Origin of the sequence: Enterococcus sp. AZ170, assembly GCF_050545135.1 — a bacterium.
Taxonomy (GTDB): Bacteria; Bacillota; Bacilli; order Lactobacillales; family Enterococcaceae; genus Enterococcus_L; species Enterococcus_L ureilyticus.
In genome coordinates, this window is sequence record NZ_CP172947.1 from 2860758 (window position 1) to 2877386 (window position 16629).

General features: G+C 37.1%; 12 protein-coding genes. 5 read left to right on the plus strand and 7 right to left on the minus strand.

All coding sequences use genetic code 11. From position 1 onward, the window contains the following. Positions 1-30: 30 nt before the first annotated feature. The 4 genes from kdpB to IGJ55_RS13880 all read right to left on the minus strand — a co-directional run bounded on the left by kdpB (position 31) and on the right by IGJ55_RS13880 (position 7081). Positions 31-2091 carry a potassium-transporting ATPase subunit KdpB gene (kdpB, locus tag IGJ55_RS13865; RefSeq protein WP_429948726.1) on the minus strand — a complete coding sequence of 687 codons (2061 nt, stop codon included), beginning with the start codon at positions 2089-2091 and terminating at the stop codon, positions 31-33. Positions 2092-2111: 20 nt separating this feature from the next. Continuing rightward, a complete protein-coding gene (gene kdpA / locus IGJ55_RS13870; RefSeq protein ID WP_430606660.1) occupies positions 2112-3794 on the minus strand; it encodes a potassium-transporting ATPase subunit KdpA in 1683 nt (560 codons plus the stop codon). A 354-nt stretch (positions 3795-4148) separates the two neighbouring features. Beyond that, positions 4149-4622 carry a glutathione peroxidase gene (locus IGJ55_RS13875; RefSeq protein ID WP_430606661.1) on the minus strand — a complete coding sequence of 158 codons (474 nt, stop codon included), beginning with the start codon at positions 4620-4622 and terminating at the stop codon, positions 4149-4151. Between the two features lie 119 nt (positions 4623-4741). Beyond that, positions 4742-7081, minus strand: a complete 2340-nt coding sequence (locus IGJ55_RS13880; protein WP_430606662.1) for a helix-turn-helix domain-containing protein — start codon at positions 7079-7081, stop codon at positions 4742-4744. A gap of 187 nt (positions 7082-7268) precedes the next feature. Here IGJ55_RS13880 and IGJ55_RS13885 point away from each other — a divergent pair, with 187 nt between their 5' ends. From IGJ55_RS13885 to IGJ55_RS13895, 3 genes are read left to right on the plus strand one after another with little or no spacing between them, the layout of a single operon-like run. Next, entirely contained in the window at positions 7269-8465 is a 1197-nt protein-coding gene (locus IGJ55_RS13885; RefSeq protein ID WP_430606663.1) for a M20 family metallopeptidase, read from the plus strand. 2 nt (positions 8466-8467) lie between these two features. Then, positions 8468-9865, plus strand: a complete 1398-nt coding sequence (locus IGJ55_RS13890; protein ID WP_430606664.1) for an MFS transporter — start codon at positions 8468-8470, stop codon at positions 9863-9865. 15 nt (positions 9866-9880) lie between these two features. Further along, the gene (locus tag IGJ55_RS13895; protein WP_430606665.1) at positions 9881-11026 is read left to right on the plus strand and encodes an ArgE/DapE family deacylase; all 1146 of its coding nucleotides are present in this window, start codon (positions 9881-9883) and stop codon (positions 11024-11026) included. Between the two features lie 57 nt (positions 11027-11083). Here the strand turns inward: IGJ55_RS13895 and IGJ55_RS13900 are convergent, their stop codons facing one another. Further along, the gene (locus IGJ55_RS13900; protein WP_430606666.1) at positions 11084-12343 is read right to left on the minus strand and encodes an MFS transporter; all 1260 of its coding nucleotides are present in this window, start codon (positions 12341-12343) and stop codon (positions 11084-11086) included. Between the two features lie 264 nt (positions 12344-12607). Further along, entirely contained in the window at positions 12608-13939 is a 1332-nt protein-coding gene (locus tag IGJ55_RS13905; protein ID WP_069639404.1) for a dihydrolipoyl dehydrogenase family protein, read from the minus strand. A 246-nt stretch (positions 13940-14185) separates the two neighbouring features. On the opposite strand from IGJ55_RS13905, the gene IGJ55_RS13910 reads away from it, so the two are divergent. Together IGJ55_RS13910 and IGJ55_RS13915 are read left to right on the plus strand one after the other, a co-directional pair. Next, positions 14186-14512: a hypothetical protein gene (locus tag IGJ55_RS13910; protein WP_069639403.1), complete on the plus strand. Its 327-nt coding sequence runs from the start codon at positions 14186-14188 to the stop codon at positions 14510-14512. 388 nt (positions 14513-14900) lie between these two features. Then, positions 14901-15419 carry a LysM peptidoglycan-binding domain-containing protein gene (locus tag IGJ55_RS13915; RefSeq protein ID WP_430606667.1) on the plus strand — a complete coding sequence of 173 codons (519 nt, stop codon included), beginning with the start codon at positions 14901-14903 and terminating at the stop codon, positions 15417-15419. A gap of 189 nt (positions 15420-15608) precedes the next feature. On the opposite strand, the gene IGJ55_RS13920 is transcribed toward IGJ55_RS13915, so the two are convergent. Further along, a complete protein-coding gene (locus IGJ55_RS13920; RefSeq protein ID WP_069639401.1) occupies positions 15609-16616 on the minus strand; it encodes an ABC transporter substrate-binding protein in 1008 nt (335 codons plus the stop codon). Positions 16617-16629: the final 13 nt, after the last annotated feature.

Consider the following 16629-nt stretch of genomic DNA (forward strand, 5'->3'; position numbering starts at 1 on the left):
CTTCTCCTATTTGATAACTTAATCACCAGTTTAATACAATATAAGCGACAAGATGATGTCGATCAATTTAATTGCGATAAATGGTGCGACGACACCACCTAATCCGTAGACAAGTAAATTGTGACGTAATATTTGACTAGCCGGTTTTTCTTTGTAGGATACTCCTTTTAACGCTAAGGGAATCAAGGCTACAATAATCAGGGCATTGTAAATGATCGCAGATAAAATAGCTGTTGTCGGATTCGTTAGTTTCATAATATTCAACGCTTCTAAAGCAGGATAAATACTGAAAAACAAGACGGGAATGATCGCAAAATATTTGGCAATATCATTGGCAATACTAAAGGTCGTCAACGCGCCGCGCGTCATCAGTAATTGTTTTCCAATTTTGACAATGCTGATCAATTTTGTAGGACTAGAATCTAAATCAATCATGTTTCCTGCTTCTTTGGCGGCTTGGGTACCTGTATTCATGGCAACGGCAACATCAGCTTGTGCCAGTGCTGGTGCATCATTTGTTCCGTCACCTGTCATAGCCACTAGATGTCCTTTTTCTTGATAGTCGCGAATCAAGCTCATTTTATTTTCTGGTGTGGCCTCCGCTAGAAAATCGTCCACACCTGCTTCTGCTGCGATTGCGGCAGCGGTCATTGGATTGTCCCCTGTGATCATGATCGTTTTGATTCCCATTTTACGCATATCTTCAAATTTTTCTTTAACACCGTTTTTCACGATATCCTTTAAATAGATTACGCCAAGCACTTGGTTGTTTTTAACAACGACTAAGGGGGTACCCCCTTCGTTTGCTACTTTTTGTACGATCGAATCACATTCTTCAGGATAAGGCTGGCCATTTTCTTCCACATATTTTTTCATCGTGTCAGCGGCCCCCTTCCGGATTTCAGCTCCTTGATAGTTGATTCCGCTCATTCTCGTCTTAGCGGTAAATTCAATGAATTCAACCTCAACATGATTTAACTCACGACCACGAATATTAAATTTTTCTTTCGCTAGAATCACAATACTACGTCCCTCAGCCGTTTCATCTGCTAAAGAAGATAATTGTGACGCATCGGCTAAGTCGTATTCACTTACACCTGTAACGGGTATAAATTCACTTGCCCGACGGTTGCCTAAGGTGATTGTTCCAGTTTTATCTAATAATAAAATATCGACATCTCCTGCCGCTTCAATGGCACGTCCACTCATGGCAATCACATTCTCTTTATTTAAGCGACTCATTCCTGCAATCCCAATAGAAGACACTAAAGCTCCGATCGTAGTAGGTGCTAAACACACTAATAACGCAATGATCGTCGTCAAAGTCAATGCTGAACCATTTTCAACGAGCTCACTAGAAAATTGGGTAAAGGGCAACAATGTCGCTGAAACGACTAAGAAAATGATCGTCAACATGATCAAAATGATTTGTAGACCAATTTCGTTTGGTGTTTTTTTCCGTTCTGTTCCTTCTACCATAGAAATCATTTTATCTAAGAAGGATTCACCATTTTCAGCGGTCACTTTGATCACTAAATAATCTGAGACAACAGTTGTGCCTCCTGTTACGGCACTGCGGTCACCACCGGATTCTCTGATCACTGGTGCTGATTCTCCTGTAATAGCACTCTCATCGACTGAAGCTGCACCATCGATCACATCACCGTCCATCGGGATTTGTTCGTTGACCGCTACGTATACAAGATCGCCCTTTTTCAACTCTGACGACTTGATTTGAGTAAACTTTTTGTTTGCAACATCTTCTAACGATGTCACCTGATATGCTATAACCTCTTTTTTAGCTTGTTTTAAACTTTCCGCTTGCGCTTTTCCGCGTCCTTCTGCGATTGCTTCCGCAAAGTTAGCGAATAAAATCGTCAACCATAATATGATTGCAATCGCTAGGATAAAGAAAGGTTCAGCGTCATTATGGCCAGCAAATGTTAGAACATAGAGAACGGTTGTCAAGATTGCCCCTAAATAAACGACTAACATCACTGGATTTTTTAGTTGAATGGTTGGCGCAAGTTTTTTAAAAGAGGCTTGAATCGCCTCTTGATAAACATTGCGTTTACTTTGTGTATTTTTCACTATTTTCCCCTTCTTTCTCCTTATTTTGTCATAAAGTGTTCTGCAATCGGACCTAAGGCCATCGATGGCAAGAAGCTCAAGGCTCCGATCACCAAGATCACAATGATCAACATCGTAACAAATATGGCATTGGTAGTAGACAACGTACCTGGTCCAGTTGCTACGATTTTCTTTTTCCCTAAATTAGAAGCCAAATATATCACTGCGACCATCGGAACGAAACGTGAAAGAAGCATGATCAGACCACCTACTATATTTAGAAATAAGGTATCTGTCGTTAGCCCTGCAAAAGCACTTCCGTTGTTATTAGCCAAAGAAGAAAAGGCATAAAGAATTTCAGAAAACCCGTGAGGCCCTTGATTGTTTAGCCAGGACATCGCCTGCGGATTCAAAATAAACAGCATCGTTCCAATCAAGGTTAATAACAATGGGGTCAAAATCACGAGACAAGCCATTTTCATATCGAAGGGTTCGATTTTTTTTCCTAAATACTCTGGAGTTCTACCTACTAATAAACCTGCAATAAAAATAGCGAGTAAGATGAAAACGATCATCCCATACAATCCACTGCCAGCGCCACCAAAAATAATCTCTCCCAATTGCATCAAGAACATTGGAATTAATCCGCCTAACGGCATGAAGCTATCCAGCATTGCATTAATCGATCCATTAGAAGCAGCTGTTGTACTAACTGCCCAAAGACTAGACCAACCAATCCCAAAACGAGTTTCTTTTCCTTCCATATTCATTTGACCGATCACATGATTAAATTGTGGTCCGTAATATTCACTTAATACCACGCCAATTAAAGCCGCAATCAGAAATCCAAACGACACAATCATGATCGTTCTACCTTGTTTCCATTCTTTAACAAACAAACCAAAAGCCACGATCAAAGCCGCTGGTATCAATAGAATTGAACAATTTTCAACAAAATTACTGATTAAATTAGGATTTTCAAATGGATAAGCAGAGTTCCCACCAAAATAACCACCACCATTAGTTCCAAGTTGCTTGATCGCCACTTGACTAGCCACGGTTCCTAAAGGGAGAAAAATCTTTTGGCCTAATTCCAAACTAGTAGTTTCGACTGAACCAGCAAATGTTTGAACGACTCCTTGAGAAATTAAAATCAGTGAGATAACAAAAGAAAGTGGTAGTAAAATATATAAGATAATTTTTGTTAAATCTTGCCAAAAATTACCAACATATTTTGTGGTACGATTCATAAAACCACGAAGTAAAACGAACAATACTGCAATCCCCACTCCAGCTGAAACAAAATTTTGAACCGTTAAACCAAATGCTTGGGTAAAAATCGAAAGTGTCTCTTCTCCTGCATAAGCTTGCCAGTTGGTATTCGTCACAAAGCTTGCTGCTGTGTTAAAAGCAAGTGACAAGCTGGTGCCAGGAAGATTTTCTGGATTCAATGGTAAGAATTCTTGTCCTAAAAGCATCGCCATCAATAGCAGCAATGAAAAGAAACTGAAAAATAAAATACTCAGCCCATATTGTTTGGCTGTCATTTCTTTTTGAGCAGGTGTCCCTAAAAATCGATAAATCCTCGTTTCTATTGGTTGAACGATTCTAGTTAATAATGTTTTTTGATTTGTCATCACTTGATGGATATAAAAACCTAATGGAATAGCGAAACCAATTAAAACAATAAAAAAGATCGCTTGTTGTATAAAAATTGTACTCACTGTTGATCCCCCCAAAATAGTTGGTAAAATAAATAAATAAGCAGTAATCCTGCGATAATTCCAGAAATAATCGTCATTAAAAATTCCTCTCCTTCATTTGCTGAAATTAGGATATCAAATTTTGTATAAAGATAGTGTTAAAGTTAGCGTTGATTCTTTATACCATCTTTATACTAGTAGGGGGGTTCATTTTTTATGAATAACAAATATAAGAAGGAGCAGAATATTAAGCGACATTAGCAAAAAAAGCCCCTGGAGAATTAATTCTCCAAGGGCTTACTCTTTATCTTTTTTCTTAGCAAAATTATTTTATCATGAGGCTACCACCAACATAAAAAATAAAAAAAGTATTTCTTACACTATTGATTCAATATCTCCAGCAATTTTTTCTGGCTCCACAGTCGGTGCAAACCGTTTCACAACATTCCCTTCACGATCCACCAAAAATTTCGTAAAGTTCCACTTGATCGCACCACCTAAAAGTCCGCCTTTTTGACTTTTCAAATAATTGTATAATGGAGCTGCGTTCTCCCCATTTACATCAATTTTACTAAATGTTTGAAAGGTCGTTTGATAGGTTAATTGGCAAAAATCGCTAATTTCCTGATTCGTCCCTGGCGCTTGATGCCCAAATTGATTACAGGGAAAATCTAGAATCTCAAACCCTTGTTCCTTATATTTTTTGTAGAGTTCTTCTAAGCCTTCATACTGAGGAGTAAAACCACAGCCAGTCGCTGTATTTACGATCAAAAGTACTTTGCCACGATATGCTTCTAGCGAAACTGTTTCATTATTGCTTGTTTTAACTTGATAATCATAGATACTCATCTTACAACGTCCTTTCTTGTTGCTATCTTGTTTCAATACTAAGCTAGTTCTTTCTTGTTGCTATCTTGTTTCAATACTAAGCTAGTTCTTTCTTTTACGTCAAGAAAACACCCTTTTATTTATAGAAAAATCGGTGTCAATTCTAGTAGGACGACTCCATTTGTATCCAAGGTCACATAATAATTAAAAATACCGTCGATCTTGGTATCAAAAACTTTGATCTTAGGTCGAGTACTGCTCACAATATATTCTTGCGCCTCCAAATCAAGAGTGGCTGCGTTACGAAACTCTTCATATGTGTAAAACAGTGCACCATTGTGTCGATTAAATTCAATTTGCTTAATTTGATAATGTTCAGGAGTAATGCCCGCTAAAGCAATGTCAATATTCACTGCTTGGCTTTTAAGGAATGCTTCCTCGGAAGATAAATGAGGATCAAAATAATTTGTATTAAACAAGAGCAGTTGATAACATCCATCCTCATAAGCTAACACATATTCTTCTCCCTGAGCTAAAACAACTCCTTTGATTCTTCTTACTAACCATAAACAAAAATAGGCTGGTCGTTTCCCACTGTAGTAATGAAATAATTCCAAGCCATCATTCTTTAAAGGACGGTCTTGTGTATGCTGCTCATATAACTCGATATTCAGCCAAAAACCAAATCCTGCTACCAATGTATCCAAAATCAAAAGATCTTTTAAAATAATCGCCCCTCTAAAAAAAGTGCCATTACTATTTCTCGTCATGCCAGTCAACGTATTCCATTCAGTCAAATACAACGGCAATTTGATTTCATATTCCTTTAAAAGATGCTTGATATGCATGGTTTTGTTCAATACATACTGATGATAATTTTTCAAATCAGGAAACGTACTGTCAAGATTTTGAAACACATAGTTTGGTTCAGCAGAAAAGGAAAGAAAGTCACATAATACAGCAATTGTTCGACAAAAAAATTGAATCTGTTCTGGCTCTTTTTTTTCAAAAAAAGGATCTGACAAAGGCATCTCTGCTCCAATTGCTATTTCATCAGTAATAGCCGTTAACATTTGTTTCACTTCTAAAAATTCAGGATAATAAGCGTCAATACTTTGCCCTTTAAACAGACAATTTACTTTCCACTGCCCTATCACTTTTGTTCCGAATTTAGTTTGAACATGGCGGAAAAATTTTCGATAAACTTCTTTTACTCGCACACTTAACTGTCTAAACTCCACAAGTGATAACTGATAAAAAATATCCAACTGTGCCTCTTCCAAAAATGTCAAAATGTAATCCCAATTTTCAAAAGCTGGAAAAGAGTTCATTTTCGCTTCTTGATGAATCTGAACTGCTAATGGAATTTGCGTAAACAAAGAGTATACACTGATATATTTGATGTCCATTTGCTGTTTTATGGCTAAAATTTCCGTTTGAACTTTCTTTGAAGCTAACGCTTCCCATGAGCCAATGTGGATAATAATTTCCCTTTTTTGATAGTCAACATGTGTTTGTTCTGTCGTGATAAGAAGTTGTTTTGTTTTCAATGATAATTCTGATGATCGCGGTTCCTCTAGGGCAGTTTGAATATAACTATATAAAGGAACCATGATTTCCTTCACTCTAGGATTTGTCATTTGGGTGCTTTGATTGATTAGGTGCGTCTGGGTGTTTTCTATTAAATGTGACGAGCGATAACGGGTCGGTGAATCATGGAAAATTTGCTTAAAATGCTGTCGATACGTTTTACTATTTCGAAACCCATTATCTAATGCAATTTGCTCAATACTCTTTTTCGTATAGAGTAATTCTGACAAGCTATGTTTGACACAAACCGTCCGAACATAGTGAGAAAAATAATCCCCTGTTTCCTTCTTGAAAAACTTCGATAACGACGATTCCGACATAAAAAAATGCTCGGCAGTCTCTGATAATAAAACCCCTTCTTGGTGATGCTCTTCAATATATTCAAGAATCTCTCTTAATTTTTGATTGTCAGATGGATGATATTCTGTGACTTCTTCCTTTTGAAAATTCTGAACCAACGATAAAATGATTTGTGCTAAAAACAAGGTGGTTTTTAATCTTTTGGAGAAATCGTTACTAAACTCTAGTAAACAAAGCTCTGCGACTTGTCTTCTTAAAGCAGCAATAGCATGCATCTTGCCGTGTTCTTTTTGTTTGGGTAAGCATTCAAAGCGTGTATTAAAAAAGCTAGGAAATTGGGTCGCAAAAAAAAGAGTATTGATGCCCAATTCTAAATAAGAACAAACCTCTACAGAATCTCTAGATAGAGCAAATTGTTCACCAGTATTGACCACAAACAGCTCACCTTCGCTGATTTGGCTTATTTCTTCATCAATTGCTATAAGCATAGCCCCTTTTAAAGCAATTAAGATTGTCGTTTCTTTGCAAAATGTGCTGATTTTAGTCTTTAATTGTCGATAATTGATCTGATAGTTTTCGTTTACAATCATTTTTGACCTCTTTCTTGGCTTCATTCTTTATTATACCATCTAAATTTGAAAATATCGTTCTATCAACAGTCTTTTTATTTCCATTCTGATCTAGTAAAAAGCCTCTTCTGAAATTAGGAAATTTCAAGCATTGTGAAGTTTTTAATTAAGCATAAAATATGTAGTGTACTTGAAAGGAGCATTTTAAATGGATCATTTACAAACACAATTATTTAACAAACTTCAACAAAAAGAAGCGGATATGATCGCGATTCGGCGGCATTTTCATGAGCATCCAGAACTATCTTTTCATGAAACCGAAACAAGCAAGTATATCGCAGCCTTTTACGCTGGAAAAGAATGTGACGTTCAAACGAATGTTGGCGGCGGTCACGGACTTGTCATCGATATTCATGGCGGAAAAAAAGGACCTGTTTTAGCAATTCGAGCGGATTTCGATGCCTTACCGATCCAAGAAGATACTGGTTTACCATTTTCTTCTAAAATTCCAAATGTCATGCACGCTTGCGGACATGATGGTCATACTGCTTATATGATGATTTTGGCGGATTCATTGATTGAATTAAAAGATGAACTTGCAGGAACGATCCGCATCATTCACCAACCTGCCGAAGAAGTACCTCCTGGTGGCGCCAAAGGAATGATCGAGGCAGGTTGTTTAGATGGCGTGGATCACGTCTTAGGCATTCATGTGATGAGTATGATGCCTCTTGGCGACGTCTTATACCACAAAGGTCCTGTCCATACAGGGCGCGCAACCTTTAAAGTTATTATGCAAGGTAAAGGCGGACATGGTTCAACACCCCAAGATGCGAATGATACAATTGTTGCAGCTTCACAATTTGTAACAGCTGTTCAAACGATCGTCAGCCGTAGAATCGATCCTTTTGACACCGCAACTGTAACAATTGGTTCATTTGATGGCAAGGGTTCTGCGAATGTTATCAAAGATTCTGTCACGCTAGAAGGCGACGTACGGATCATGAAAGAAGAGACTAGAGCCATCGTAGAAAAAGAATTCAAACAAATTCTAGATGGCATTTGTCGGACATTTGGGATTCATTATGAACTTGATTATGCTAATGATTACCCTGTTTGTGTGAATGACGAACCGACAACAGAAATGGTCGCAACGGCATTGACCGAAGCGCACATTCCAGAAATCAAACAGTTAGTTGAATGTGGTCCACAAACCCCTTCTGAAGATTTTGCTTATTATGCCAAAGAACGTCCTAGCTGTTTCTTTTTCGTTGGTGCTCATAAAGAAGGAACCCCGATGTATCCTCATCATCATCCAAAATTTTATATCGACGAAGACTGTTTATTGATTGCTGCAAAATCTATGGGTGTAGCTGTTTTACACTATTTATCTAAAGGAGTTTAATGATGAAAGCAACAACACATGCAGCTGATGCTGTCACATATAAAGGAACAAATAAATTATTAGTGGGAATTGTCTTAAGCGTTTTGACCTATTGGCTTTTCGCTCAGTCTTTACTAAATATGGCGCCTGCAGTGCAAAGCGATTTAGGCGTCTCTTCAGGTGTTTTAAATATAGGAATTTCAATGACTGGTTTATTCTCAGGTATTTTTATTGTCGTTGCTGGTGGGTTAGCAGATAAGCTCGGTAGAATGAAATTAACGTATATTGGTCTTATTTTAAGTGTTATCGGTTCAGGAGCCTTAGTGATAGCCCATGGTCCTGTTTTATTTATCGGTGGACGGATTTTACAAGGTTTATCTGCTGCTTGTATCATGCCTGCTACTATGGCATTAGTCAAAACATACTATGAAGGAAAAGACCGGCAACGGGCCTTGAGTTATTGGTCGATCGGGTCTTGGGGCGGCTCTGGTTTTTGTTCATTCTTTGGTGGAGCCATTGCAAGTTCTTTAGGCTGGCGCTATGTCTTTATTTTTTCTATTATTGTATCGATTTGCAGTGCGCTATTGATTTTTGGTACCCCTGAAAGTAAGGTCGTTAGTGATAAGAATAGTAAATTTGACTCGATTGGTTTGCTTTTATTTATTATTTCGATGGTGGCTTTGAATGTGGTTGTTTCTAAAGGCTCTGAGTTAGGCTGGACAAGTCCGCTCGTTCTGATTTTGGCTATAGTCGTGATCTTAGGTTTGTTTATTTTTTACAAAGTGGAGCAAGCCATCCACAATAGCTTCGTTGAATTTTCTTTATTTGAAAACCGGGGCTATCTTGGTGCAACTATTTCTAATTTCTTACTGAATGCCGTAGCAGGAACTTTGATCGTTATCAATACCTATGTCCAACAAGGTCGCGGTCTTTCTTCTGCTAAAACAGGGATGTTATCGATTGGTTATTTGTGTCTCGTTTTGATTACCATTCGAATCGGAGAAAAATTATTACAAACAATCGGAGCGAAAAAACCAATGCTTTGGGGAACAATTCTTTCTGGAATAGGTGTTGGTTTAATGGCCCTAACAATGGTTACAGGTACAGCTTACTTTGTTTTAGTCTTTATCGGCTACAGTTTATTCGGCATGGGACTAGGTATGTATGCCACACCTTCTACAGATACGGCCATTTCTAGTGTGCCAAACGAAAAAGCTGGTGTTGCTTCTGGCATTTATAAAATGGCCAGCTCACTTGGCGGCGCATTAGGTGTTGCAATCTCAGCTGCAGTCTATAACGGAGTTAGCGCTGGGGAAAATTATACTTTGGGCGCGACGTTTGGTCTATTAACCAATATTCTTTTCTGTATTTTAGCCTTAGGTTCCATCCTATTTATTATTCCAAAAGAAAATCAAGTATAAGGAGTGAATTCATTCATGGATAATCAAGAAGCATTACAATTATTGAAAGAAGTCGTCCAAATCAAAAGTGTTTTAGGACAAGAAAAACAAGTTGCCGACAAACTACAGGCTCTTTTTGAAACATATGATATTCCGTGTGAACAAGTCGAATACAGTACTGGTAGAAATCAGTTAGTCGCTACTTTAAAAGGAAATCAAGCTGGTCCGGTCTTGGGTTTTTCTGGTCATATGGACGTTGTGCCAGTTGGTGAAATTCCTTGGGATGAAGAGCCTTTTGCAGCAATTGAAAAAGAGGGTTTATTATATGGTAGAGGAACTTGTGATATGAAGTCCGGCTTGATTGCAGCTGTTGTTGCAATGATTCGTTTAAAAGAAGCTGGAGCAACCTTTAAAGGTACCATCAAACTTTTAGCAACAGTTGGCGAAGAAACAAGTGCGATTGGTTCTGGTCAATTAGTCGATCAAGGATATGCAGATGATTTAGATGCACTTGTAATCGGTGAACCTACAAATGTTGAAATCGGCGTCGCTCACAAAGGAGCTTTGTGGCCGCGGATCACGACTTACGGAAAAACAGCTCACGGTTCCATGCCGGATCAAGGGGTGAACGCAATTGAACATATGCTTTTAGTGTTGAATGCATTTAAAGAAACTTTTGATTTTTCACAATCAGTAGATGAACTCGTGGGCGCTTCTACTTCTAGCTTGGATATCATTAATGGCGGCAACGGTACGAATGTTGTTCCAGATAAATGTACAGTAGAAATCGATATTCGCACCATCAAAGCGCAAAATCATACAGAGTTAAAACAACAATTTGCTGATATGCTAGAAAAATTGAGTGCAACTGTTCCTAACTTTAAAGCGGAAGTCGAATTTATCAATGATCTCCCTTCAATGAAAACAGCAATCGATGATCCCTTCACTTTATTGACCCAACAAGCTGTTTCTGACGTTACGGGTAAGGATGCGAACACATTTGGCATGACAGGCTATACAGACGGTTCTCAATTTGGGCGTGTAAAAAAAGAGTTTCCAATTTTGATTTTGGGGCCAGGTGAAACTAAATATGCTCATCAGCCAAATGAATTCGTGAATATTCATGATTTTTACCAAATGATCACGATCAATGAAACAATCGCAAAATCATTTTTAAACTAAAATAGAGAAAATACAGACGAAGTTTACCTTTCTAATCTTCGTCTGTATTTTTCTCTATTATTCAGCGACTTCTTTTAATGCGACTATTTCTTCCGTGTTTGCTTCCCATTCACTAGTCACTTTTTTATAGCGATAGCGAATGATCACAGCTGCAACTACACCAATTGCTGTCAAGACAATGTTCAAGCCAAAAATCATAGAGACATTGATTTTTTCCAGTTGACCTGTAATATAAGGAATGACCATGACCGAAACAGACGTTGCAATTGAATAATAACTTGTGATTCGTCCTTTTCCCTTTGAAAATAGCTCTAATAACACCGCTAAACCTAATTGCCAAATCCCTCCAGCTGCGAATACCCCTATACCGATTGACGCTGCTAAAAACATCGGAACGCTTGGAAACAGCGTCATCCCGATTAATAAGACCAGTGAAATCACCGTACACCAAACGATTAATAAAGTCGGTGCTACACCTCTTTTTACAATCAAAGACGTCAAAAATACTGAGGCAAATGAACCAATGCTATACGCACTTACTAGCACCAAACTATTCGAATGATTCATCAGATTCAATGACTCAGCAAATGATGGCACCCATAAAATAAAAATATTAAAGGTAGATACACACGTAAAACTAAAAACCAATAACGCAATTCCTTCAACTTTGAACAACGGTTTTTTCTCCGCTGTATCGTGGCCGTTTTCACTGATTATTGCGGCTTCACTTAGATCCGTTTCTATTCTTTGCGGAAATCCAAGTCTAGATATATACAATAAATTAAGAAACAGACCCAACGCACAGCCGATAAAAACAAGACCATAATAGATACCATTATCCAACATAAAACGAGTCAACAAGGGTAAGATGAATTGCCCCAAAGAAATAAAAGCCTTATTCAATACACTCAGGGAACTATTATCTTTTTCATTAGGATAAGCCTCCATCAAGGTTGGATAGGTACTCGTATCTAAAAAGGCATTACTAAAGCCAGCAAATAGGGCAAAAAAGAGTCCTTGTAAATAATTCTGACTGATCAAAATCCCAATGAAGAAAATCAGATAACTAATAATACCAAGCTGAACTGTTTTTTTACGACCAAATTTATCCGAAAAGTACCCTGCAAAATATAAAATCAAGACGCGTCCTAACCCAATACCGCTAATCACTAACGTTACTTGTTGCACAGTTGCTTGCCAACTATCCATCAAGGCATTTAGATTTTGAGATAAAATAATCGCTGCCATCCCTTGAAAAATGAAATTTGTGTATAAAGAACCGATCAAAGGTTTGTAGTTTTTTTTCATTGTGTCCATCGCTATTCTCCTAATTGTTTAAAATTAACTTTGCTCAACATTTCACTATCTATAGTTTAAAAAGAAATGCCTATAATATCTAATGCTTTATTTTCATGTAATTGATAAATAAAATTTATTGATTATATGTATGAACTGATTTTCTAATTTTGAAGATAATTATTTTATTATTGCTTATGCTTTGCTACAAGTCAATGTTTTTTCTTATAATTATAATAAAAAAACTGTAAACGAGTCTAATAACTACTCGTTTACAGTTTATCTTTAATATAAATAACTCAAATCACTGGCTACTGTCGGAGAAAGCATGATCATACTATTGACTTTGTTTGCTGTTAATTTTTGATTGATCATTAATGTAAACAAATTAATCAATTGATCGGCTTCATTCCCTAAAACGGTTGCACCAACTAATAATCCAGTTGCTTTTTCACTGACGATTTTTGCTTTGACTAAAGACTCGTTGAGATGTTTATACGTAAACCATTGTGATAAGTCTAACTCTTTCACTTCATAGTTGTCATTAGCAATCATTTGGCTATCCGTTAAACCAACTTGTGCTAATTTGGGAGAACTGAAAATAATGGTTGGGATAGCTGGATAGTCAATTGCTCCTTGAATGCTTCCAGTGAAAAGTTTAGCAAGATAACTCCCTTCAAAACTAGAAACGGGTGTTAATTTAGGTTCTTTTTTTTGTACGCAGTCTCCTAAAGCATAAATAGTTTCCACAGTGGTTTGTAAATGATCATTTACGTTCACGCCTTTGAGTGTATACTCGACTCCTATTTTTTCCAATCCCAGATCTTCAAGGTTCGGAATTCGGCCCGTGGCACAAAATACACGATCGACGATTAAATTTCCCTGGCTAGTCAGCTCAACTTTAAATTGTCGTTCTTGCTTTGTGATTGTTTCAGCCGATTCATTAAAATGAAAATAAATTCCTCGTTGTTCAAGATTTCCAATCAGCTCATGTGTTAAAGGTTCATCAAACCCCTTCAATGGTCGATCGTTATGGTGAAGCAAGTGAACCTCACTGCCGCAACTATTGGCAATATTTGCTAGTTCAAGTGAAATATAGCCGCCACCAACAAACGCGATTTTCTCAGGTAGCTCCTTCATTGCTAAAAAATCAGTGCTTGTAGCGAAATACTCTTTTCCGGGAATATCTAATATAGCTGGTCGTTGTCCAGTCGCTAGGATAAATTTATCAGCTTGATACGCCGTTGATTCTACAAGAATCGTTTGCTTGTCTTTAAACACTGCTCGCCCTGTAATCGTTTGGATGCCAGAATTTATTAGTCCCTTTTTCTGCTCGGTTGGAACAGGTTTCGTAAAGGTTTCTTTAAAATCCATTAATTCTGCCCAATTGATTTTAGGAACACTGCTGAACCCACGATTTTGCAATTGAGCTAGCTTATCTTTCGCTTCAACCGCTCCATAGAGAACTTTTTTAGGATCACACCCTCGATTTGGGCAAGTTCCGCCCCAAAGATCAGCTTCCACTACTGCTACTTCATTTCCTTCTGCCGCCAGATCATAAGCTGCTGCCATACCGCCTGGTCCGCTACCGATAATGATTACATCAAATCGTTTCATGGTGATTTCCTCCTCTAATTTCTCTCATTTGAATCCTGTCATTCAAGTTCATTATAGCAATCGATCCCTAAAAGTGCATATGATACGACGCTTAAAAAACGTTCAGATGACAGATGCATTAATGAACCACTCATATTAAAAGGAATCATTGACCATAAAAAAACTTCTCGCGCGAAACTGGCTGTATTAACTGGCTTAAACAAGGCCTCTGTCTCTTCTATTACAAAGACGTTATTGGATGACGGTTTGATTTTTGAAACTGGGATCGGTAATGCTAGTACGCTAGGAGGCAGAAAACCGATCTTGCTACAATTCAATCCAAAAGCTGCATTGATTTTATCTTTTGATATCGGTGTAGATTATTTGAAAGGAACACTTGCTTATTTAGATGGAGAAGTCATCATGTCCTTACAACAGAAACGAATCGTGGTCTCAGCAAATCTAGCAGCCTTAGGAGAGTATGTCTTTTCTCTAGAATCAAAAACCTCAGTCAGTTTAAGTATTCATAGCGGAATTGCCTTGTGTTGCCAAAACTTTTTGAATATAAAAGAACTAAAGCTCTATTCTGCTTGATTTTAATTACTCATGTAATTCATCAAATAGGCTGTTATCCTAGCCTTTCTTTGCTATTTAGATGTTAAAAGAGTGACTAAAATTTCTGATTTCCCAAGCTTTTAGCACAAATAATTCCCTTTAATAAATAAACTATTTTTTTAAAATGATAAAAACAAAAATATGTTTTTTCGAAATAATAACTATAATTAATCAGTATAGATTGAAATAAAATGTTTTTTTATTTTTCACTACATTTTATTATATTCTTTTTTTACAAATTTCTTTTTAGTAAATAGTCACTCTATTTTTTTTCCCCTTTGAGAGAGCTATAACATTGTGATATACTATAAATGCTTTGTTTTATAGTATTTCCTTATAAATTTGTTATGAAAGGAGTGAAACTATTTTGGAAGAAGAATACTCACGTCGGAAACAACAACGTCCGGCATCTACGTCAAAATCCATTGTAGTAATCGTTATTTTATTATTGCTGATAAATACGCTTATATTGGGTATATTACTATTTCTAAACGTTCAAGCTACCTCTAAACATGAAGAGCAGTTAAACAGTATAGAAGAACAAGTTAGCCAACTTGATAAAGCACAAGTAACTAACAATACGGAACAAAACGTCTTAGCTAGCGAAAACTCGTCCCAAGTAAGTACAACAGATGAATCTAGTTCGAGTACTGAAAGTTCAAGTGAAGTCGTTCAAACACCTGCATCCTCATCAGAAGTTGTGACGCAAACTGAACCTTCAACAGAACCTGTCCAAACACCTGCTGCAACTACTTACACTGTTCAAGCTGGTGATACACTTTCTGTTATTGCTGAAAAAAATAAGCTATCGCTTCAAGATTTAATGACAAAAAATAATCTAAGTGATTCCACCGTTTATATCGGACAAGTCTTATCATTACAATAGCGGTCTATTTTCCCCTACATAACTAATTTAATCAAAATAGTTACACACTAAAGAAGCGGACAGTAAACTGAAAATCAGTTTACTGCCCGCTTCTTTAGGTCATAAAAATACAAGTAAAAATACTCTATTTGATACTTTAAATTTTGGGGAATTAACTTATTTTTAGAACTTTCATCAAAAATCGAACACTTATTTTGCTGGATACATTTCGTCCGCTAATTTTTCGATTCCCTCTAATGATTGATAACCATAACCAAACATATAATTATAATCCACAGCATAAACCTGTTTATTTTTAACAGCTTTCATACTAGAAAGTTTTTGATTTTTCAATACTGCATCGATCATCGTCTCCCCAGAGATTCCATCTTTCATTGTTCCCCAATCTGCTACAATCAAAACATCTGGATCTGTTTCGATTAATTTTTCAACGCTGACTTCACCTTTTTCAGCTTTGAAGACATTGTCTAGTTTTACCATTTTGAAAATATCATTGAAAAAGGTTTCATTATGAGCAGGGTACACATATAACTCTTCTGGATCTGTGGTATGAAGATAGGCAAATGTTTGATCATTTTTGATCGTAGCTAATTTCTTATTGAGCGTTGTCTGACGTTCTTTCAACTCGGACTTGAATGTGTTCGCTTTGTCCGCTACATTGAATACTTTTCCTAAATTATCGATATCATCATAAATCGAATCAAAAGTTCCACCTGTTACAGAGGAGTTCAAGACAAATGTTTTTATTCCCATATCATTTAGGGTGTCCACAGTCCCCACACCCCAATCTTGGTTATCAAATAAACCGCCTCGTCCGTAAACTAAATCTGGATCTACGCTTAATGCCATTTCTTTGCCAATATAATCCGTCGACAAATGATTCAATTGATTAAATTCTTTTTCAACCTCTTTATCTGGCGCTCCGAAAACAGCACCTACACCAACGATTTTATCTTTTAAACCTAAATGAAGTAGTAACTCTGCTGCAGGTTGCGTATTGGCTAGAACTTTTTCAGGAGTTTTCTCAAAGGTCTGCTCTTTTTTTTGCCAGCTTTCTGCGCCTTCGGCCTTAGAAAAATTCTGAACCGTTACAGGATAGCCTTCGCCTTGTCCTTTTTCTGTAGTTTGTTGAGTGGTTTGGCTGCAACCTGTTAAAAATAGTACACCTAATAAACTAATAATGTATGCTTTTTTCATTTTTTCGCTTCCT